Annotated in this window: 20 protein-coding genes and 2 pseudogenes; 11 read left to right on the top strand and 11 right to left on the bottom strand. The window is 69.9% G+C overall.

The features are described 5' to 3' along the window. The first annotated feature begins 3 nt into the window (after positions 1 to 3). A complete protein-coding gene (locus CU254_RS40820; protein WP_009086026.1) occupies positions 4 to 585 on the top strand; it encodes a helix-turn-helix domain-containing protein in 582 nt (193 codons plus the stop codon). Here the strand turns inward: CU254_RS40820 and CU254_RS40815 are convergent. After that, positions 582 to 1127, bottom strand: coding sequence for a TetR/AcrR family transcriptional regulator (locus tag CU254_RS40815; RefSeq protein ID WP_009086025.1), 546 nt, complete (start codon positions 1125 to 1127; stop codon positions 582 to 584). The two genes, CU254_RS40820 and CU254_RS40815, sit on opposite strands and share 4 nt — an antisense overlap. Positions 1128 to 1311: 184 nt before the next feature. Here CU254_RS40815 and CU254_RS40810 point away from each other — a divergent pair, with 184 nt between their 5' ends. Then, entirely contained in the window at positions 1312 to 2070 is a 759-nt protein-coding gene (locus CU254_RS40810; protein ID WP_037719039.1) for a nuclear transport factor 2 family protein, read from the top strand. Here CU254_RS40810 and CU254_RS40805 read toward each other — a convergent pair. Then, a complete protein-coding gene (locus CU254_RS40805; RefSeq protein WP_050788531.1) occupies positions 2054 to 3148 on the bottom strand; it encodes a winged helix DNA-binding domain-containing protein in 1095 nt (364 codons plus the stop codon). The two genes, CU254_RS40810 and CU254_RS40805, sit on opposite strands and share 17 nt — an antisense overlap. Before the next feature lie 11 nt (positions 3149 to 3159). After that, entirely contained in the window at positions 3160 to 4002 is an 843-nt protein-coding gene (locus CU254_RS40800; protein ID WP_009086019.1) for an NAD(P)H-binding protein, read from the bottom strand. A 95-nt stretch (positions 4003 to 4097) separates the two neighbouring features. On the opposite strand from CU254_RS40800, the gene CU254_RS40795 reads away from it, so the two are divergent. Further along, positions 4098 to 5060 carry a YafY family protein gene (locus tag CU254_RS40795; protein WP_009086018.1) on the top strand — a complete coding sequence of 321 codons (963 nt, stop codon included), beginning with the start codon at positions 4098 to 4100 and terminating at the stop codon, positions 5058 to 5060. On the opposite strand, the pseudogene CU254_RS40790 reads toward CU254_RS40795, so the two are convergent. From CU254_RS40790 to CU254_RS40780, 3 genes and pseudogenes are all read right to left on the bottom strand, one after another. Further along, positions 5054 to 5841 (bottom strand): annotated as a pseudogene (locus CU254_RS40790) (metal-dependent hydrolase). The gene CU254_RS40795 and the pseudogene CU254_RS40790 sit on opposite strands and share 7 nt — an antisense overlap. Before the next feature lie 56 nt (positions 5842 to 5897). Beyond that, the gene (locus CU254_RS40785) at positions 5898 to 6251 is read right to left on the bottom strand and encodes an STAS domain-containing protein (RefSeq protein WP_009086015.1); all 354 of its coding nucleotides are present in this window, start codon (positions 6249 to 6251) and stop codon (positions 5898 to 5900) included. Between the two features lie 218 nt (positions 6252 to 6469). Then, positions 6470 to 6775: a WhiB family transcriptional regulator gene (locus CU254_RS40780; RefSeq protein ID WP_009086013.1), complete on the bottom strand. Its 306-nt coding sequence runs from the start codon at positions 6773 to 6775 to the stop codon at positions 6470 to 6472. Positions 6776 to 6925: 150 nt separating this feature from the next. On the opposite strand from CU254_RS40780, the gene CU254_RS40775 reads away from it, so the two are divergent. The 4 genes from CU254_RS40775 (at position 6926) to CU254_RS40760 (ending at position 9758) form a co-directional block, all read left to right on the top strand. Continuing rightward, positions 6926 to 7342 (top strand): anti-sigma factor, encoded by a 417-nt coding sequence (locus tag CU254_RS40775; protein ID WP_009086012.1) that lies wholly within the window; start codon positions 6926 to 6928, stop codon positions 7340 to 7342. Beyond that, positions 7339 to 8115, top strand: a complete 777-nt coding sequence (locus CU254_RS40770; RefSeq protein WP_009086010.1) for a SigB/SigF/SigG family RNA polymerase sigma factor — start codon at positions 7339 to 7341, stop codon at positions 8113 to 8115. Before CU254_RS40775 ends, CU254_RS40770 begins: the two co-directional genes overlap by 4 nt. A 64-nt stretch (positions 8116 to 8179) precedes the next feature. Then, positions 8180 to 8599 carry an ATP-binding protein gene (locus CU254_RS40765; RefSeq protein ID WP_037719037.1) on the top strand — a complete coding sequence of 140 codons (420 nt, stop codon included), beginning with the start codon at positions 8180 to 8182 and terminating at the stop codon, positions 8597 to 8599. Positions 8600 to 8756: 157 nt separating this feature from the next. After that, positions 8757 to 9758, top strand: a complete 1002-nt coding sequence (locus CU254_RS40760; protein WP_009086007.1) for a LuxR family transcriptional regulator — start codon at positions 8757 to 8759, stop codon at positions 9756 to 9758. A gap of 29 nt (positions 9759 to 9787) precedes the next feature. On the opposite strand, the gene CU254_RS40755 is transcribed toward CU254_RS40760, so the two are convergent. From CU254_RS40755 to CU254_RS40745, 3 genes are all read right to left on the bottom strand, one after another. Further along, positions 9788 to 13345, bottom strand: coding sequence for a S8 family serine peptidase (locus CU254_RS40755; RefSeq protein WP_199786447.1), 3558 nt, complete (start codon positions 13343 to 13345; stop codon positions 9788 to 9790). 242 nt (positions 13346 to 13587) lie between these two features. Then, the gene (locus CU254_RS40750) at positions 13588 to 14241 is read right to left on the bottom strand and encodes an alpha/beta fold hydrolase (RefSeq protein WP_009086004.1); all 654 of its coding nucleotides are present in this window, start codon (positions 14239 to 14241) and stop codon (positions 13588 to 13590) included. 13 nt (positions 14242 to 14254) lie between these two features. Then, the gene (locus CU254_RS40745; protein WP_037719034.1) at positions 14255 to 14914 is read right to left on the bottom strand and encodes an HNH endonuclease family protein; all 660 of its coding nucleotides are present in this window, start codon (positions 14912 to 14914) and stop codon (positions 14255 to 14257) included. Positions 14915 to 15155: 241 nt separating this feature from the next. Between CU254_RS40745 and CU254_RS40740 the strand changes: the two genes are divergently transcribed. The 3 genes from CU254_RS40740 (at position 15156) to CU254_RS40730 (ending at position 17541) form a co-directional block, all read left to right on the top strand. Next, entirely contained in the window at positions 15156 to 16193 is a 1038-nt protein-coding gene (locus CU254_RS40740) for a tetratricopeptide repeat protein (protein ID WP_037719032.1), read from the top strand. Between the two features lie 81 nt (positions 16194 to 16274). Further along, positions 16275 to 17165, top strand: a complete 891-nt coding sequence (locus CU254_RS40735; RefSeq protein WP_199786446.1) for a hypothetical protein — start codon at positions 16275 to 16277, stop codon at positions 17163 to 17165. A 10-nt stretch (positions 17166 to 17175) separates the two neighbouring features. Further along, positions 17176 to 17541, top strand: a complete 366-nt coding sequence (locus CU254_RS40730; RefSeq protein ID WP_009085997.1) for a glyoxalase — start codon at positions 17176 to 17178, stop codon at positions 17539 to 17541. Between the two features lie 18 nt (positions 17542 to 17559). Here CU254_RS40730 and ppk2 read toward each other — a convergent pair whose 3' ends face one another. After that, on the bottom strand, positions 17560 to 18450 hold the full coding sequence (gene ppk2, locus CU254_RS40725; RefSeq protein WP_037719030.1) for a polyphosphate kinase 2: 891 nt from the start codon (positions 18448 to 18450) through the stop codon (positions 17560 to 17562). A gap of 39 nt (positions 18451 to 18489) precedes the next feature. Next, on the bottom strand, positions 18490 to 19095 hold the full coding sequence (locus CU254_RS40720) for a hypothetical protein (RefSeq protein ID WP_009085994.1): 606 nt from the start codon (positions 19093 to 19095) through the stop codon (positions 18490 to 18492). A 331-nt stretch (positions 19096 to 19426) separates the two neighbouring features. Here CU254_RS40720 and CU254_RS40715 point away from each other — a divergent pair. Next, a pseudogene (locus tag CU254_RS40715) lies at positions 19427 to 20631 on the top strand (IS110 family transposase). The last annotated feature ends 138 nt before the right edge of the window (positions 20632 to 20769 follow it).

Raw genomic sequence — 20769 nt, 5'->3', positions numbered from 1 at the left:
CGCATGACTGACCATCCCGCCGTCGACAGCGTGCTCGAGCAGATCGCGCCCCGTCTGCGGCGCGCCCGGGACCACCGCGGCGTCAGCCTCGCCGAGTTGTCGCGGTCCACCGGCATTTCGACCAGCACGCTGTCCCGGCTGGAATCCGGGCAGCGCAAGCCGAGCCTCGAACTGCTGCTGCCGATCACCGCGGCGCTGGGCATCCCGTTCGACGAGATCGTCGCCGCGCCCCGGATCGTCGACCCGCGCGTGCCCCAGCAGGCCGCCAAGCGGGACGGGCGCGTGCTGATCCCGCTGTCCCGGCATCAGGGAGAACTCCGCGCCTACAAACAGATCATCCCGGCGGGCGACGTAGAGCCCCATCCGCGCAGCCACGACGGGCACGAATGGCTCTACGTGCTTCGCGGACGGCTACGCGTACGCCTGAGCGATCACGACTTCATCATGGGCCCCGGCGAAGCAGCCGAGTTCGACTGCCACCTCCCGCACTGGTTCGGTGCCGCGGGCAAGGGCGACGTCGAAATCCTCAGTCTCTTCAGCAAATCCGGCGAACGCATCCACCTACGCGTCGGCCGCCGCGATTAGACCTTGCGCAGCCCGTCGAGCAGCACCCGCACCAGATGGCGGCTGTCCGGCGTAAACCGTTCCACCGCGAGGGCGCCGACGATGAGCGCGCGCAGGTCTTCGCCGTCGATGTCCGCGCGTACGGCGCCCGCGGCTTGCGCGCGCTCCAGAAGCGCCGTGAGGTTCACCCGAAACCGCTCCGCTGCTTCGGCCTTGTACGCAGAACCGCTGGTCTCACCGAGCGCTTCGCAGATTGCCCGATTGCGCGACGCCTGTTCGATGACGCGCGTGAAGTAGTCGTAGAACGCTTCGCCCGGCGCGTCGGAGTCGATCAACTCCTGTGCCTCGACGCCGTACTGTTCCAGCCGCTCCACCACGACCGCCTGGAACAGGGCTTCCTTGCTGGGGAAATGCCGGTAGACAGTGCCCGCGCCGACGCCGGCCAGTCGCGCGATGTCGTCCAGGGGCACGGACAGCCCGTCGACGGCGAACGCTGCTTCGGCGGCAGCCAGCACGCGGGCGCGGTTCCGGCGCGCGTCCGCGCGGAGCGCAGGCTTCTCCACCGGGCCATCTCCTCTGCTCTCAAAGTGGTGCGGTCGTCCGATTCTTCCTTGGAACGAGGTCCGCCGCTTCCGACCGTGGCCGAGATCTCCAGACCCTCGTTGACAACCGGAGTGCGAACTCCGTATCGTCGTAAGCGGGTGCCCCGTTCCGATTATCGTCCCGTCTTCCCGAATGAGGTTTCCGATGCCCCGCACCGTGTCCGAAGTAGCCGAGATCGTCGCGAACGCGCTGAGCGCCATCGACGCCGCGGCGCTCGCGGACGTTCTCGCCGAGGACGCCGTCTACGAGATCCCGTTCACCGGCCACCGTTCGGCCGGCCGGGACGCGGTAGTGGCCACGCTCGGCGCGGGCAGCGCCGTCGCGGCCCGGATCGGCCTGGAGAAAGTCGAGGTCACCACCACCGAAACCGCGGACGGCTTCGCGGTCGAACTGGTCGCCGAGGGCCGCAATCCGCACACCGGCCGCCGCTACCGGCTCCCGTCGTCGGCCGGACTGCTGACCGTGCGGGACGGCGAGGTCACCCGGTACCGCGACTACCCGAACCACGGCGCGGCAACCACGCTGTACGGCACGAAGGAGGTCTTCCAGCGCTTCCTCGACGCGGCCGTCGACAACCGCTGGGACGACCTCGCCGACCTGTACTCCGACGACGTCGTCATCGAAATCCCGTTCGCGCCGGCCGGGGTGCCGAGGGTGACACGCGACCGCGAGGAGTTGCGCAAACGCTTTCACCAGGCCGGGGAGCGCCGCCGGATCACCAAGGCGGACCGGGTCGTGGTGCACGAGACCGGCGACCCGGAGGTGCTGGTGGCCGAGTACGACCTGCACGGCGAGTACGAGGGCAAGCCGTACGTGTCGACATACGCGATGGTGTTGACCGTGCGCGACGGGCGGATCGTGCACTCCCGCGACTACTCGGGCGCGCCTAGGTTCGAGGAGTAGTCCCGCGGACGTCCTGGTCCGCGCCGGGAGCCGCGAACTTCAGCAGGAGCGAACCTTCCGTCTCGACCTCGGCGCGCTCGGCGGCGGTCAGCGGCCGGAACGGCTCGATCTCAAGCGTTGCCGACGTCTTGTCCTGCTGGAGCTTCCAGGCTCCGGCGACCTGACCGTCCACGAGGAAAGCGGCGCGCATCCCGTTGCCGGTCAGCAAGCGTTTGCGGTCTTCGGCGGAGATCACCCGGGTGCGGTCGGCGTGGGAAGCCAGCAGGTTGTCGTACTCGGGCAGGAAGCGGACCGGGGCGGGAGTGTGGGCCGCGGGGCGGGGTGCGCCCGGCAGGTCGAACAGCTCCGTCCCGTGTTCGTCCCGGAAGACCGCCAGCCGCGGCCGCAAGCCTTCCAGGACCGGACGCAGCCGGGTCCGGCCCGCCCAGGTCTGCACGTCGGCGGCCGAGGCCGGGCCGAAGGCGGCGAGGTAGCGCAGCACGATCTGTTCGGCGTCGGCGGTGGCGGCCGGTTCGGTTCCGGTCCAGTCGGCCGCCGCCGCGTACCGGGTGGTGCCGCCGACGCCCCAGACCGCCCGCGGCGGCACCTGCACCAGCGGCACGCGATTGCGCACGACGGTGGCGAGCGCGTGCGGGTCACGGTCGGGCCACTGCTCGTGCAACACCGCCCGGAGTTCCTTGGGGGTAAGCGGCCGGGTGCCCAGCAGCGCCCGGCCCGATTCCGCCACGGCCGCGCGGTCCAGGCCGGCCAGCGGTGCCTTGAACGCGGTGTCGAGTTCGCGGTCGAGCGCGTCTTGCGACCACGGCCGCAAGGCGCGATAGTCCGCGACGGTGACCAGGTGAACGGTGCTGCGCATCAGCGCGACCCGCACCAGGCGACGTTCGGTCAGCGCGTCCGCCAAGTCCGCGGTGCGGAACGCCCGAATCCGGCTCCAGAGCCCGAAATACGGCGCGTACGGGGCCTGCGCTTGCATGCCGACCAGCCGCGCGACCGCCTCCTCGACGGTCGCGTCGGCTCGTTCCAGCAACGACTGACGGGCCAGCAGGGCTCGTCCCAGCTCTCGCCGCCCGAGGGTCACAACGTGCTCCTTCAGTTGTTGAAGTCGGCGCGGTGATCCGCGGTCCACTGGGCATAGGTGCGCGCCGGGTGCCCGGTGATCTGCTCGACCACGTCGTTGACCGGCGCGGGTTTGCCGACCGTCTGCGCCATGAGGTCGAACAGGGCCGCCAGGAATACCGGGTCCATGAACTGGCTCATCTGCTCCCGGACGGGTTCCGGGTCGAGATCTTCGACGACGAGCGGACGCCCGAGCGTCTCGCCGAGAACCCGGACCTGGTCCGCTTGAGTCAGCGAGTCCGGGCCAGTCAGGTCGTAGGCCCGCCCGGCGTGCCCGCCGCCGGTCAGGATCCGCGCGGCGACCTCCGCGACGTCCCGTTCGTGCACCGCGCTGAACGCCGCCTCGGCATACGGCACGCGGACGACGTCGCCGCCTTGAAGCTGCATCGCGAACGTCAGCGAGTTGATGGCGGGGAACAACAGCCGCAAGAACGTCCACTCGATGCCGGTCTCCGCGACGGCTCGCTCCACGTCGCGGTGGTACTGGGCGATCACGTCGGGCTGCTGTCCGGCGCCGGGAACGACCGCGCCCGAGGACAGCAGCACCAGCCGCCGCACCCCGGCCTCGACCGCGGCCGCGAGCAGCGGAGCGACGTCCATTCCGTACTGCGGGACCAGGAAGGCGGCCTCGACACCGGCCAGCGCCGACGGCAGCGTCTCGGGCTTGGTCAGGTCCCCGCGGGCGACGTCGACCCCGTCCGGGAGTCCGGCCCGCTCCGGGTCCCGGGTCAGCGCCCGCACCGGCGCGCCCGCCGCGACCAGCTCCTCCACTGCCTGACGTCCGAAGTGGGCCGTGGCTCCGATGACGAGATACATGCGCTGTTCCTCCGTGCGGTTCGCTTACTGCCTTGTCCGCACCGTAGGAGCGGATTAGGCAAGCTACGTTCCTAATCGCGCGGGATACTGAAAAAATGCTGGAAACCTCGGCGCGGTTGCTGCGCTTGCTCTCGCTGCTCCAGACGCCCCGCGAGTGGACCGGAGCCGAACTGGCCGAACGGCTGTCGGTCAGCGCCCGCACGATCCGCAACGACGTGGAACGCCTGCGCACCCTCGGCTATCCGGTGCACGGCAGCCGCGGCGCGGTGGGCGGTTACCGGCTCGGGGCCGGGGCCGCGTTGCCGCCGCTGCTGCTCGACGACGAGGAGGCGGTCGCGGTGGCGATCGGGCTGCGCACCGCGGCCGGCGGCACGATCACCGGCGTCGAGGAGACTTCGCTGCGCGCGCTGGCCAAACTGGAGAAGGTCCTGCCCGCCCGGCTCCGGCGGCGGGTCGAGGCGATCCAGCGTTACGCCGTCGCGGTGCCCAGGGACGACCTCGGACCGCGGGTGGACGCGGACGTCCTCAGCACCCTCACCGCCGCTTGCCGCGACCACGAACGCGTGCGCTTCGACTACCTCGGCCACGACGGCACCGAGAGCAGGCGGGACGTGGAGCCGTACCGCCTGGTCAACTGGGGTCGCCGGTGGTACCTCGTCGCCTTCGACCCCGCCCGGGACGACTGGCGGACCTTCCGCGTGGACCGGATTCGCCCGCGCAGCACCCCGGCCGGTCCCCGGTTCGCACCCCGCGACCTCCCCGAAGAGGCCGTCGACCAGGTACGCCGGGGCGCGTCCTCCGCCGCGTGGCGTTACCGGGCGCGGGTCGTGGCGCGGGTGTCCGCGGAGAAGCTGGCCGAGCGGATCACTCCCGCGATCGGCACGGTCACGGCGATCGACGATGACCGCTGCCTGCTGGATACGGGTGCGGACAGCGTCGAGACTCTTGCGGTGCATCTCGGTTCGCTCGGGGTCGACTTCACGGTGACGGAACCGCCCGAACTCGTCGAGGCCGTGCGTGCGCTCGGGAATCGGTACCAGCGCGCTGTCGCTCAGTGAGTCGCGGTCTGCGCTGCCGAGGGCGTGAACAGGTGCTCCGCCGTGGCCACCGTCCAGTCCCACACGCCCGGGATCAGCAGCACTCCCACCAGCAGGAACACCGGGAACACCAGCCGGGTCTCGACCTTCTTGCCGGTGTGCAGCCGCAGCGGCTTCGGCGGGCGGAGCTCGTACCAGGTCTCCCCCCCCCGATCGGCAACGGGAACAGGAACGGGCAGCCCGACTCGGTCAGCGAATCGCCGAGGCAGTGCACGAAACACCCGGCCGCGACCGCCACGCCGAGCCAGCCGGAGATGTCCGCCAGCTGGGCCACCCGGTCGTCGGGCGCGGTGAAGTACCACCAGGCCACCGCGCCGCCGTAGGGCAGCAGCAGCCAGTCGCCCAGCGCGCCGACCGCGAGCAGCAAGCCGAACAACAGCACGCCCAGCACGGCCCAAGCCCCGCCCGCGGTACAGCCCGCGGAGGTGGCCGCGCCGAGGGCGACCGCGAACAAGAGGGTGTGCGAGAGGTGCCGGTGCGTGCCGGTCACCTTTTCGTCGCGCGGACCCTTCGTCAGGGCGTACACGGCGGCGGACACCCGGCGCAGCAGCCACGACAGCGCGCCGGTCAGCCAGCCGAACAGGCGGGTCGCGCTCGCGCTGGGATGGTCCAGGTCCGGCAGCAGCGCGAACCCGGCCGTGGTGGCCGCGAAGACCACCGCCTGATGCACCGAGCCGACGCCGACCGCGGGCGCGAGGGCGAGCCCCGCACACCAGCCGGTCAGGGCGTGCGTGCGCCCCATCATGATGGTCATCCCCCAGGTCGCGGGCCAATTCGATCCGCGACCGTATCGGGAGATCAGGCCGGGGGTTCCTCCGACACGCTCAGGTGTTCGGCCACGCCGGTGAGCTCGATCACCCGGCTCACCGCCGGGCTCGGGACGACCTCGAGTTCGACGTCCTGTTCGCCGGCCTGCCGCTGGGCGTGCAGGACGACGTTCAGCGCCGATGAGTCGAAGAAGGTCACCCCGGTGAGGTCGGCCACCACGCGACGGGAATTCTTGTCCGCGATCAATCCGGCAAGAGCTTCCTGCAGCTGCGGGCTGGTGAGCAGATCGAGCTCACCCGTGACCACCACCCTCGGCTCGGCGGCCGCGGTGTCCAGCGTGATGCCGAATCCGGGCGGAGTGGCGTTCTGGTCGGCTGCGGGCATGCAGTTTCTCCTCGTCAGGCGCTGCTCCTGCGCCGGTACGCGCCTGTAGTCTCAAGCGGCAACCGTGTCACGGTCCCAAAGCATCTGGAGACCCAACCCTAACCCAGCGGGTGACCGCCGCCGCGTCGGCACACGGCTACACCTTGGCGCGCGGGGGGCCGGGAGACGCACAGCACCCGCGCACCGCAGGTCGGCGCGCGGGCGGGGAGGTCGTCGGCTCAGGCAGACACGGTCTTGCGCTTGGCCCGCCGTTCGCGCATGAACAGCTCGCGGCGCTCGATCTCGCCGAGCCCGCCCCAGATCCCGTACGGCTCTTCGACGGTCATCGCGTGCTTGCGGCACTGGGCCAGCACCGGGCAGGTGTGGCAGATCGCCTTGGCACGGGACTCGCGGCGCTCGCGCGCGGAGCCGCGCTCGTTGTCGGTATGGAAGAACAGGCTGCTGTCCGCTCCGCGGCACGAGCCTTGAAGCTGCCACTCCCACTCCTCGGCCACCACGTTCGGCAGTCGGCTCACGTCAGCCATGTCGTCCCCACCTTTCCCGGGATCAGCACTCGACCGCTACATGCCCGCCGGTCGCGGCGGTCAAACGCGGGTTTGGTTTGCTCACCCCCCGGGCATGTGGCAGACCGGGCACGAAAGACTGGCGAAGCACGCCGGAGAGAGGAACAGCACGTGGAGGAGAACGCCCCGCTCGAGCGCGAGGACGCACAGCTCATCGAGGTGCGGACGGCGGCTATCCCGCACGTGGTGCCCACCCTGCGCACCATCGTCGCCGACATCGCGATGCGCCAGGACTTCGACCTGGACGCGGTCGAGGACCTGCGGATGGCCGTGGACGAGGCCTGCTCGATGCTGTTGCCCTCGGCCGCCGACGGCAAGCTGACCTGCGTGTTTTCCTGGCTGGACGGCCGGATCGAGGTCACTGTGTCGGTGGTCTCCGACCGCGCCGAGCACGGCGACGAGACCGGTCTGTCCTGGCAGCTGCTGACCGCGCTCGCGACCTCCGCGCGGCGCACCGTGACCCCGGCCAACGGCCGGTACCTCTCCCGGGTGCAACTGGTCCGGGAGAGTGAGGCGGCCAGCTCGTGACGAACCCCGCCGGCGGCGACAAGCCCACCGACGTGGCAGCCCTGTTCCACGAGCTGACGCAGCTGCCCGACCGTTCGCCCCGCCGCGAGGAGATCCGGGACATCCTGGTGCGCGAGCACCTCGAACTGGCGCGCAACCTCGCCCGGAAGTTCCGCAACCGCGACGAGGCGATGGACGACCTCGTGCAGATCGCGACGGTCGGCCTCATCCACGCGGTCGACCGCTATGACCCCACGCAGGGCACGGACTTCCTGGCCTTCGCGGTGCCGACGATCTCCGGCGAATTGCGCCACCATTTCCGCGACAACAGCTGGTCGGTCCGGGTGCCGCGGCGGCTCAAGGAGCTCAACGCGACGATCTCAGCTGCCCGCGAGGAACTGACCGTGCGGCTTTCGCGCGCCCCGAAGCCGAGTGAGATCGCGCGGCATCTCGACGTGCCGATCGAGGACGTCTACGAGGGTCTGCGCGCGGGGCAGGGCCGGTACGGGGCCTCGCTGGACAACCTGCTGGAGAACTCCGCGCACACCCGCTTCGGCGCGCCGGACGCGAACCTCGGCCAAGCCGAACTGCGCGAGGCGCTGCGGCCGATGCTGGACAGTCTGCCGGAGCGCGAGCGCAAGATCGTGGCGTTGCGCTTCGGGTCCGGGATGAGCCAATCGGACATCGCGCGCCGCGTCGGGGTTTCCCAGATGCAGGTGTCGCGGCTGCTCGCGGCGACGCTGAAAAAGCTCCGTACCGGACTGGCGGAGACTGACATCACCGAGGGCACCTGATTCGGTTTCCCCCGAGTTGGGTAAACACCAGATGCGAGCAGAGCGGCCGGGAGGTGCAGAAGCCATGACGACGTCGAGGATGCCGACCAGGAGCACCGGGGCGGCCGCCGCCACCGTGCGCCTGGAGCTTCCGGACGACGTCACCGCGCCCGCCATCGCGCGAGCCCAGGTCCGCGCCGCGCTCGCCCAGGTCGACGTCCCCGCCCAGGTGCGCGACGACGTCCTGCTCGCGACCTCCGAACTGGTCACCAACGCCTTCGAGCACGGCGACCGCCCGGACCGCTTGGAGCTGCGGCTTGAGGACGGCGAACTGATGGTGCGGGTTTTCGACACTTCCGCCGCCGTTCCGCAGTTGAAGGAACCGGTCGCCCCGTCCGCGGCGCGCAGCCGGGGGCTTCAGCTGGTGCGCGCGTTGTCCCGGCGCTGGGGTTATGACCCGGCCGAGGGCGGGAAGTGCGTGTGGGCGGCGTTCGGCCTGAGCTGACGGCCTGCCAGGAGTCCGGCCGCGCCGAGCGCTCCTGATCCGACTCCTGAACGGGGAGGCGAGACCGGTTGCAGTCCGCTCCCCCAGGACTGGTCCCGCCGCGCGCTGTCCGGTTTTGTCTCGTTCGCTCCCGTTGCCGGTGCCTTACGCTCGCCGGATGCTGGACGCAATCGGGGTGACTGGGGACGAGGAGCGGGTCTACCGGCTCCTCGTGGGGATGTTCGACGCCGGACCGCGGCAGGTGGCCGAGCAGCTGGGCCTGAGCGCGGCGCAGGTGTCGGCGATTCTGCGTTCGCTGCACGCCAAGGGGCTGGTCAGCCTGGTCGCCGGGGACGAGCCGCGGTATGCGCCGTCGCCGCCGGATGTCGCGTTCGGGCCCTTGCTGATGCGCGGGCAGGAATCGCTGGAGTGGGCGCGCACCGCAGTGAGCCGGATGGCCGAGGAGTATCGCGGGGGTGCGCGGCGGCGGGACGCGACGCAACTGGTCGAGGTGATCACCGGCAGTGCGGCGATCCGCCAGCAGTTGACGAACATCCAGGTCGGCGCCCGGCACGAGCTGCTGTGGTTCTGCCGGGCCGGGCACATCGCGATGGCGTCGGGCGAGAACGCCGACGAGTACGACGCGCTTGCTCGCGGCGTGCGGTACCGCGTCGTCTACGAGCGGGCGATGCTGGAAGAGCCCGGCATGATCGAGAACGTCGCGCACGGGATCCGGCACGGCGAGGAGGCGCGGTCGTCCACCGTGGTTCCGGTGCGGCTGGCGATCGCCGACGGCACCATCGCGTTGTGCCCGCTGGTGCAGAATCTCGACGGCTCCGGCGAACCGACCGCCGCGTTGATCCGCGAGAGCAGTCTGCTGGCCGCGTTGATCGCGTTGTTCGAAAGCTATTGGGAACGCGCGTGGCCGCTGCGCGCGGACGGGACCCCGCAGGACGCCCCCGGTGGCGCCGGGCCGGACCGGGACGAGCTGCATTTGTTGTCATTGCTGGTCGCGGGGGTCACCGACAAGGCGATCGCGACGCGGCTCGCGGTGAGCCAGCGGACCGTGCAGCGGCGGATCCACGACCTGATGACCCGGATGAACGTGCAGACCCGGATGCAGCTCGCGTGGGAGGTCAGCAGGCAGGGCTGGCTCGACGAGCCCGCGGCAGCCGGATAACCGCGACGGGTTATCCGGCTGCCTCTTTCTCAGGAGAGCCCGTAGGCGCGGAGCACGGTCTGCTGCACCGCGTTCCCGTCCGCGTCGGAGCCCTGCACTCGCAGCGCGACAAATCCGTTCGTGCGGTCCAGCCGCGGATGGCCGACCACGGCGCGGAAACGGCCACCGCCGATGGGGTCCATCCGCTTGACGTTCGTCCACGTGCGACCGTCGTCATAGGACACTTCGACGGTCAGCTGCGGATTTTTCGGCGCGGCCAAGCCGTCCTGGTTGCGGACGGTGAACTCGACCGGCAGCGCACGTCCGGCTCGCGCCTTCTGCGCCAGGTCGGTCTGCACGCCGTAATCCACCTGCAGCAACGGAAGCAGGTCCGTTTTGCCTTCGGCGGGCCGCTTCGACCCGAAGGTCCACGACGTTTCGGTGTGCGTGCCGTACGTCCAGTCCGGAGTGGTCTTGGTCAGCGCCAAATCGAGCCGGTACTTCGCCGGGTCCGCCGAAGCGGGGAACTTGCCCCACGCCGCCGGGCCTTCCTTGACGAGTTTTCCGTCCTGGTACAGCTTCGCGCTCACCTGGTCCGGCACCTCTTCCCAGGCCGACTCGGAGAACGCGTAGTGCGACGTTTCCGGATCGACGAATTCGGGGATGCGGAAGGCGAACGTGTCGCCCGTGCGCGAGGTTTCCAGTCCGGCTCCGCGCGGGATCGCCGGGCGGACCACCGGCGCGTACCAGTTTTCCGTCGCCCGCTGTCCGGGGCTGAACGTGCGCGGCTGTTCGAGCATGCCGACCGCCAGCGGCTGGAAAGTGTCCCAGTTGAGCTTGTTGTTCACCCGGTGCTGCCAGATCGTCTCGTCGGTCGAAACGATTTCCTCGCGGGCCGTTCCGGTGTGCGCGTACCGCTGATACTGGTTGATCGCGGTCTTTTCCCATGGCCGCCAACCGAATCGCTGTTCGGAAAGCCATTCGTCCTTGCCGGTCGCGTGGTAATTCGCGGTGACCGTCGCGCTGTTGCGTTCGTTGACCTGGTAGACGATCTTCTGCGGAATCTGGTCGCGCGTCACCTGCATGACGTCGTACAGGTACGGGCTCACCGGCGTGCCCTGCAGGAACAAGCTCGTGAAACCGTACTTGGCCCGGTCGGCCAGCTTCATGCCTTGTTCGTTCGTGATCAGCACGGCGGGAATCGGCAGGCGATCCCCGCGCGGCTGCCAGTGCCCGTACGTGTGTTCCTCGGGCAGGCTGACGACCATCACCATCGCGGCACCCGCGGCGGCGGCCTGCTTTGCCGCGGCGTCCGGGTCGGTGCCGTCCTTCGCGGGGGTCACCAACGCGATTTTCCCGCGCGCCTTGGCATATTGCTCCGGCTTGTCGGCGGCGACCGGAACGACGTCGAGCCACTTGAAGCCGGAAATCGCCGGGGACGACGCGTAGTAGAACAGCTCGGTCTTGATCCCGACCCACGGCAACGTAGTCGCGGTCAGCATCGGCGCCGTGAGCTGCCACCGCGTGCCGAATTCGAACGTCCCGTTCTTCACCTTCTGCGTCGGCGTCACGTAGATGTGCCGGACGCCGGGGAATTCCATCACGTAGTTCGAGATCTTGCGCGAGCCGAATTCGCGGTGCGCGTAGCTGCTGATGATGTTTTCCAGCGTCGACGGCCGCGGCGTCTTGATCTCCACCGGCACCGCGTTCCGCGCGTCCATCACCAGGTTCAGGTCCCCGGTCAGGGAAAACTCGGGTTTGAGCACGATCGCGAGTTCCTCGTCCGGAGCCCATCCGGTGTGGAACATCGCGCGGGCGTAGTAGGTGCCCTCGGGCAGTTCGGTGACGAACGGATGGTCGCTGACGACGTCGCCCACGATGTCGTAGCGCATGTCGTCGCCGAAGATCTGGATGTCCATCGGATGCGCCTTGCCGTCGCGCCCGACACCGGTGACGGTCACCTTGTGCTTCGGCGGTTCCTTCACCAGCCCGATCGTCGTGTGCACCGCGCCGACGAGAACGCTGCCGGTGTAGTTGCCAGGCACCAGCGCAGCCGAATCGACGGAGACCGCTACCGTCGCGGTCCCGTTGGCGGGAACCTCCACAGTGGACTTGTCGAGCTTCACCGCGTCGCCCGGCGTGGCCCCGTCACCGCGGCGCAGGTCGAGTTTCGGGGTGATGGTGACCGGTGCGGAAGTCGTGTTGGTGTAGGTGATTTCCTTGCGTACCGGACCGCTGTCGTTGGTTACCGGGCCGAGGTTGAGCGTGCCGGTCGCGAAGACTCCGGGGTGCACGGCCGCAGCCGCGACGTCCACCCGGCCGCCGCCTTGCTGGAACGCGTTGAGTCCCGCAGACGGTTTCGACGTACTGGCCAAGCCGTCCTTGAGCTGCTGCGCGGTCCATTGTGGATACCGCTGGGCCAGGATCGCCGCCGCACCAGCGACATGCGGCGTCGCCATCGACGTGCCGGAGGCAGCGGTGTAGTACTGGTCCACCACTTCACCCAGTGCAGTGCCCGCCGCGCGCGCCGCGACGATGCCCACGCCCGGCGCGGTGATGTCCGGCTTCACCGCCTGGTCGCCCTGCCGCGGACCCATGCTGGAGAACGGGGCCAGCTCGTCCTTGCGGTCCACCGCGCCGACGGTCAGCGCGGCGTCCGCGGTGCCGGGCGTGCCGATGGTCGACGCGCCGTTCTGGCCGTCGTTGCCCGCGGCGACCACGAACAGCGCGCCGGTGCGGGCGGTGAGTTCGTTGAGGCCGACGCTGAGATCGTCGGTGCCGTCGGTCGCGCCGCCGCCGAGGCTCATGTTGATCACCTTGGCTCCGGACGCCGCGGCCCACTCCATCCCTTGCAGGACTTCGGAAGACGAGGCTGTGCCGTCGTCGCCGAGCACCTTGCCGACGTACAGCTTCGCGCCCGGAGCCGCGCCCTTGCGCGCGCCGCCCGCGGCCGCGCCGGTGCCCGCGATGGTCGCCGCGACGTGCGTGCCGTGGCCGAACCGGTCGACGACGTCCGGGCTGGTCGAGAAGTTCGCCGACTTGGCCACCTTGCCCGCGAGGTCCGGGTGGTTGGGGTCGTAGCCGGTGTCGAGCACGGCCACCGCGACGCCGGATCCGTCGAACCCGGCCGCCCACGCCTCCGGCGCCCCGATCTGCGGGACACTGCGGTCGAGCGACGCGTGCACCTTGCGGTCGAGCGTAATCCGTTCCACCGCACCGGAAGCCGCGTGCGGGCCGGTGAAGGACTGCCAGAACTCGCCGGCACGCTTCTTGTCCTCCCGCACCGCGCGGCCGTTCACGCTGGGCAGTTCAGCGCCCTGCGTGGTGGCGGCCAGCGTCGGCGCGGACGCGATCGAGACGCCCTTCGCGTAGTGCGCGATCATCGGCACCGTCGGGCTCGACTCGTCGGCGTACCCCTGCGCGATCAGGTCGGTGACGTTGAACAGGGCTTTGTCGAGCCGTTTGCCCGCCACGAGCGACAGTGCGTCCGCCGGGATGACCAGCAGCTTTCCGTCCACTTCGGACTGGCTGAAGCGGATGTTCTCGCGCCCCTTGCCCGGCTGGACCGTCGCGATTTGCCTGCCGCCCTGGACGCTTTCGACTCGCACGACGTCACCGGTGAGCAGGGTGACCGTGTGCCGCTCACCGGGACCAGGCGCCGGTGAACCGTTCGCAGGCTCCGCCGCCGCGGGTGCCGCGTGGCCGAATGCCGCGACCAGTGCGCCCGTGCAGCCGAGAGTGATGGCTCGTGATCTCCACGTCATCGCACCAGATTCGGGGCGAGCCGGGGTTCACGTCACTAGCTCGCGGTGTCGCGGTTGTGACATGTCGCAACTGGGACAACGTCTGGTTAGCCAGCCACCGTCGCGTAATAGGCCATTAGGCGGTCGGCCAGTTCGTCCGGACGGCTCAGCAACGCGAGATGAGAACCAGCCATCTCGTCCGCGTCCAGTCCCAGCCGCTCCTTCGCGACCCGGCGCAACAGGTCCGCGGCGAAGAACCGGTCGTCGCGGAAGATCAACACCTTCGTCGGCACGTCCGGCAGCCGCTCGCCCGGCCACGGCACGCTGTACTCGGCGCTGTTCTGGTCCCGGCCCCGCCGCTCGTTCTCCTCGGCCAGCTCCGCCGGAACGTCCGCCATGAACTGCTCGGCGGTGCTCAAGCCCTCGGCCGACGCGAAGCCGACGTTGCCCCACCACTCCCCTGGAGCCTCGCCCGGCGCGGGCACCATCCCGGCGACGAACACGAGCAGCCGCGCGCCGACCCGTTCCGCCACGAGCGGCGCGGTGAACCCGCCGTAGGAATGGCCGGCCACGACGACGTCCTGCGCGTCGCCGATCGCCGCGACGACGGTGTCGGTGAAGTCAGCCAGCGTGGCCTGGGGGTTCTCGATGGGCAGGTCCGGGGTCACGACCTCGTGGCCGGACGCCTTGAGCCGCGCGGCGACCAGGTGCCAGTCCCAGCCGCTGCCGCCGCCCCCGTGGATCAGTGCGAAGGTCGCCATGGGACCCAGCTTGTCACGCTGGGCAGCGCTTCAGCATGTCCTGCAGCGCGTTCTTCTCCATGTCGGTGATCGTCAGCCCGTAGTAGTGCTTCACCGTGACCCAGTCGGTCGCGTAGGTGCACCAGAACGAAACCAGCGGCGGCTTCCACTCGTCCGGCGCCTTGTCGCTCTTCTGCCGGTTCACGCTCGCCGTCACGGCGAACAGCTGCGGCCGGACCAGGTCGTTCGCGAACTGCTCGCGCTTCTCCTGCGTCCAGTCGCGCGCGCCGCTCACCCAGGCCTGGCCGAGCGGGACCAGGTGGTCGATGTCGAGCTGGGTCGGCTTGGTCCAGGTCTGGCCGTCGTAGACGCTGAGCCAGGTGCCCGACGTCGGCTTGCAGTCGCTGCCCGCCTTGACGTCCTTGCCCGCGCGCTTGAGGACGGCCTCGCGGGTGTCGCAGTTGTCGCCCTGGCTGTCCCAGTGCTTGAACTTGTCGCGCGAATAGCCGGTCATCGTGCCGCGCGCGCCGATCTTCAGTTCGGACAGCTGCTTCGTCGCGTCCGCGGCGGACGCCGGCGCCGCCTCGGACTGGGTGTCGCCGACTTCGCGCTGTCCGTACCAAAACCCGACGACAGCGATGAGCAGCACGACCGCGAGCAGCACGGTGCGCTTGGTGGGGAACGGCCGGGCCATGGTGCGCGGAATCCTCTCGGGCGGGGAGTTCGGGAGCCGGAGTATGCCTGTCGCCGGGCCGGTAATCGCGCAGACACTCTCGGCAGCGCTCGAGCCGTGGCAAGGACCACGTACGGCCAGTTGTTGCCCGCCAACGAAAAAGCCCTGATCAGCGGGGGTGGATAACGCTCGCGAAGGTGTCACGTCCTCGGCGGTCGCGGCGATTGTCTTGAGTGGGGAGCCGGAAAGGAGCGGGTGCGAGATGCCCGGGCGGCTGCGGAACTGGAACACGCGGGTCGACGACTACCTGCGCCGGAAGGCGGCGGAGGGCGGCAACCTCGTCGCGATGACGCGGGTCGCTGCTGACCTGCGCGAACGCGGGGAAACGGCGGAGGCCGAACAGTGGTATCGCCGGGCCGCCTCGGGCGGGGACCGGATCGCCATGACCGCACTGGCCCATCTGCTGGCCGAACGCGGCGCCGACGACGAAGCCGCCCGCTGGTACCACGAAGCCGCGCAGGCCGGCGAGCCGCACGGGATGCTCGGATACGCCCGTACCTGCGAAAACCAGGGTCACCTCAACGAAGCCGAGCGCTGGTATGCCGCCGCGTTCCAAGCCGGCGTGCCGGAGGCAGCCGGACTGCTCGGGCACCTGCTCGTCGAAGACGGCCGGTACGCGGACGCCGAGGGCTGGTGCCGCGCCGCCGCGGAGGACGGCGACGCCACTGCGATGCTCGACCTCGGCACTGTGCTGCGAGAACTCGGCGCGCCCGAGGAGATGGCGCACTGGTGGCGAGCCGCGGCGGACGCGGGCGAACTCTCCGCGACCTGCCTGCTGGGCCGGGAAGCGGAACGGGCGAACCGGGAAGGCGACGCCGAGCGGTGGTTCCGGCGCGGCGCGAAGGGCGGGCACGTCGAGGCGAAGGTGCGGCTGGGGCTGCTGCTGCATCGCCGGGGCGACCTCGAAGAAGCCGAGCGGTGGTACCTCGAAGCCGCCGAGGCGGGCGACGCGGCGGCGATGACCAACCTCGGCGTCCTCGCCCGCAATCGCCGCGACGACGGCGAGGCCGCGGCCTGGTACCGCAAGGCCGCCGAGCACGGCAGCGTCCCCGCGCTCACCAACCTGGGACATCTCGCCGAAGCCCGCAACGACCTGGCACAGGCCGAACGCTGCTTCCGCGTCGCCGCGGAAACCGGCGACGTGCAGGGCATGCTGAGCCTGACCCGGATGCTGCGCGCCCGCGGCGCGACCGCCGAAGCCGACCATTGGCAGGCCCTCGCCGCCGACCGTCCACAGTAGACAGCTGGTCCGGGATCTCGGGGTCGATCTCGGGGATCGTCCCGGATGTTCCCCGGCCCCCGCGCGGCTAGCGTCGATCGGGTGTTCCGACGCGTGCTTCTCGCCCTCCTCGCCGGTATCGCGGTGTTCCTGGTGCCGTGGACCGTCTACCTCGGCCTGACCCTGCCCGAGCACTTCGACACGAGCCAGTGGCGGGTCGCCTGGGTCGGCTTCGACATCGTCCTGCTGCTGTGTTTCGCCGCGTCCGTGCTGCTCGGGATGCGCCGCAGCCGCGCCTCGGTGCCGATGCTGGCCGCGACCGCCGCGCTGCTGTGCTGCGACGCCTGGTTCGACGTCGTCCTCGACTGGGGCGGCCCCGACCAGTGGCCCAGCATCGGCACCGCGCTGCTCGCCGAGCTGCCGATCGCGGTGTTCCTGATGCTGCGCGCTCGTGCCCTGCTCGCCGGCAACGCGCGACCGCGGCCGCTGACCATGCGCGACGTCGCGGTGCGCACGAACCCGAACTACCAGCGGTTGCTCCGGCTGATGCCCGCCACTTCGGCCGAACTGCGCACGCAGCTCCCGTCGATCGACGTCCCGGCCGCGCTGCTGACCCTCACCCACGCCGGATACACGCGCCGCGCCCGGGACGGCCGCTGGCATTCCGTCCCGCAGAGCACGAACGAGGCGAAGCCCGAGGACTTCCCCGAGGAGGACCGGCCGAAGCTGGCCGCCTACCTGGACGCGAAGTACGACCACGAGGTGCGCCTGATGGCCTGGGCCGCCGAGCGCCGCGACACCTTCGACGGCTGGACCGCCGGGAGCCGGGCCGGGATGCGGCTTAGCTACCAGGACTTGAAGGAGTTCCAAGCGGAGTACCTGGAACTGGTGCACCGCTACGCCGCCCGCAAGCCCGGCCCGACCGAAGAGGCGCGCGATCTGGCCGTCCGGTTCTACGCGTTCCCGGAACCCGAACCCGCTGAGCTGGCGTAAGTTTCGGGGCATGATTCATCACGTGCAGGTCGCCTGCCCAGCAGGCGCGGAAGACGACGAACGCGCGTTCTACACCGGCGTGCTCGGCTGGGCGGAACTGCCGAAACCGCCGCTGCTGGCAGCCCGCGGCGGCTGCTGGTTCCAGGTCCCCGGCGTCGGCGGCCCGGACGGCGAACTGCACATCGGCGTCGAGGCGGATTTCCGTCCGGCGCGCAAGGCGCACCCGGCGTTCGTGGTCGACGTGGACACCGTCGCCGCCGCGATCGAAGCCTCCGGACGCCCCGTGACGTGGGCCGATCCGGCGGAAATCCCGGGCAGGCGGCGGTTCCACACCTTCGACCCGGTCGGCAACCGGCTGGAGTTCCTCGAGGGCTGATCCGTCCTTTGTGGACTTTCAGTCGCCGACCGCGTCCCGCCCGCGTTTCACGATCAGCGGATCCGGTTCCCCGACCACGGTTTCGTCCTTGCCCTCGTACTCGAACCGCGACAGGAAGTAGCGCATCGCGTTGATCCGGGCGCGTTTCTTGTCGTTGCTCTTGATCGTGATCCAGGGGGCGAGATCGTTGTCCGTGCGGAGGAACATCGCCTCCTTGGCCGCGGTGTAGTCGTCCCATTTGTCGAGCGACTGCAGGTCCATCGGGGACAGTTTCCACTGCCGCACCGGGTCGACCTGCCGGATGATGAACCGGGTGCGCTGTTCGGCCTGGGTCACCGAGAACCAGAACTTCGTGACCGTGATCCCGCTCTCCACGAGCATTTCCTCGAACAGCGGCACCTGGTGCATGAACTGCTCGTACTGGTCCGGCGAGCAGAACCCCATCACCTGCTCGACCCCGGCCCGGTTGTACCAGGACCGGTCGAACAGCACCATCTCGCCCGCGGTCGGCAAATGCTGGACGTAGCGCTGGAAATACCACTGGTGCATTTCCCGGTCGCTGGGCTTGGCCAGCGCGACGGTCCGCGCGTGGCGCGGGTTGAGGTGCTCCATGAAGCGTTTGATGGTGCCGCCCTTGCCCGCGGCGTCGCGCCCCTCGAACAGAAGCACGTGGCGGCTGCCGGTCTCGCTGATCGAGTTCTGCAGCTTGAGCAGTTCGACCTGCAGCAGGTACTTGGTCTCGTCGTACTCCTCGCGCGGCATGCGCTCGGCGTACGGGTAGTTCTCCCGCCAGGTGTCGACCGCCTTGCCGAACGCGTCGATCAACACGGGATCGTCGTCGTGATCCTCGCCGACCGAATGCCCGTCGATCCCGAGCCGATCGATGTACTCCCGCACGTCCCGCAACATGCGGCCGACCTTAAGCAGGGCAGGTGAACGGGAGGTGTCTCAGAACTTCCGCAGCTCCTCGTGCACCCTCTCCGGCTGCGGCAGCTGCCAGACCGGCAGCCGATGCAACTGCGCAACCGTCAGCGGCGCCGCGAAGTCCGCTCCGTACTCTTCGCCGCTGATTGCGTGGAACCGCAGCCCTTCCGGCGAAAACCCGGTTCCGACCACGACGAGATTCGCCTGCTCGCTCACGGCGAGCCACGCCCCGGCGAAGTGCAGGACCATCGCCTCGACTGTGGTGTCCCGCACTGTCCACCGCGCTCGCGGCCACTCCGCCCGGCGTTCGGCCTGTTCGGTGAGGTGCTGCCACACCGCCGCGCCGACGCGACTGCGGTCCGGCATCGTGCCGACCGGCTCGACGAGGTTCATCAGCTTCCCGAGCGGACCGCGGAGGTCGTCCAACTGCGTGGTGGTGGCGACGAGCGCTCCCCGGTCGCCGCGGTCCGTCCGGTGTCCCAGCCAATACACTCCGCCGGTCGGGGTGTCGTCGACCGTCGCGATCCATTTTCGGTGCGATTCCGGCCATTCGAGGTCGAAAACCTCGCCTCGCGCCGCGGCGGCTTCCTGCGCGGACCCGTCGAGCCGTTCGCCGCGCAAGGGAGCCATGGCCGGAGTTTACCGCGCATTGACCAGGTACAGCTCCGCCTTTCCGTAGAGCGGCGCGGAAATCGTCCAGTGCGCAAGGGAATCCGGCGGCGGCGGTCCCCCCGTTACCGTTTTCGTAGTTCCTGATCAAGGAGCTGTGGTCGCCAGGTCCGGCATGACTGTGTCCCCCAGTCGAAGTGATGATCCGGGGGGTGGTGTCACCGGGCCTGGTGGCATCGACCGACCGCTGATAAGGACACGGCCGCCGCTGGGCAGGTCTCCTCGTAACGTGGGTGCCGGCGCTCGATGCTCGACCGGGCGACCACCCGCACCACGGCGAAGGGCATGGTGGATGACCAGCGGTATCAGGGTTTTTCTGGGCTTGGACGTGGGCAAGGGTGACCATCACGCGGTGGGGCTGGACCCGGACGGCAAGCGGCTGCACGACGCTCCGCTGCCCAACAGCGAACCGAAACTGCGGGCGTTGTTCGACAAACTCGCCGGCCACGGGCGGCTGCTGGTCGTGGTCGACCAGCCCGCCACCATCGGAGCCCTGCCGGTCGCGATCGCCCGCGCAGCCGGGCACCAGGTGGCCTACCTGCCCGGCCTGGCGATGCGCCGCATCGCCGATCTCTACCCCGGCCGGGCGAAAACCGACGCCCGCGACGCGTTCGTCATCGCCGACGCCGCCCGCTCGCTCCCGCACACCCTGCGCCAGGTCGACCTCGGCGACGACGCCCTGGCCGAACTCGACGTGCTGGTCGGGTTCGACGACGACCTCGCCGCCGAAGCGACCCGTCTGTCCAACCGCGTCCGCGGCCTGCTCACCGGCATCCACCCCGCACTCGAACGCGCCATCGGCCCGAAAATCGCTCACCCGGCGGTGCTGGAGATCCTCTCCCGCTGCGGCGGGCCCGCCGGAATCCGCAAAGCCGGACGCCGCAACTCACCGCGATCGCCATCGCGCACGCGCCCCGCATGGGCGACAACCTCGTCGCGGCGATCATGGCCGCGCTGGACGAGCAGACCGTCACCGTCCCCGGCACCACAGCCGCCGACACCGTCCTGCCCCGGCTCGCCGACAGCCTGAAAACCGTGCTCCAGCAACGCAAAGCCGTCGCCGGACAAGTCGAGGGGATACTCGATGCGCACCCTCTTGCCGGGGTCCTGACGTCGATGCCCGGCATCGGAGTCAGGACCAGCGCGCGCATCCTGCTCGAGATCGGCGACGCCTCCGGGTTCGCGTCCTCGGCGCATCTCGCGGCCTACGCCGGGATCGCCCCGGTCACCCGAGCTTCCGGCACCAGCATCAAAGGCGAGCACCCCGCCCGCACCGGCAACCGCAAACTCAAACGCGCGTTCTTCCTCGCCGCCTTCGCCGCCCTGTCCGACCCCACCAGCAGGCACTACTACGACAAAAAGAGAGCTGAGGGCAAGAAACACAACGCCGCCCTCATCTGCCTGGCCCGACGACGCTGCGACGTCCTCTACGCCATGCTCCGCAACAACACCCACTACCGACACCCCGAACCCGCGAGCGCCCCTGCAGCGGCTTGACAACCACATAAGGACACCCCCCCCGCGGCTAGCGCCCACAGCTCCTGGTCGCCACCGAGGGTCTCCGGGACGTCGGCCCCGTACTCGGCCGCCATCCCCCACCCCCGCCCCTGCTCCGAAACTGTCGTCACAACACCC

The organism is Amycolatopsis sp. AA4 (assembly GCF_002796545.1).
In the GTDB taxonomy this organism is placed as follows: domain Bacteria; phylum Actinomycetota; class Actinomycetes; order Mycobacteriales; family Pseudonocardiaceae; genus Amycolatopsis.
This window is presented reverse-complemented; position numbering and strand designations above follow the sequence as displayed.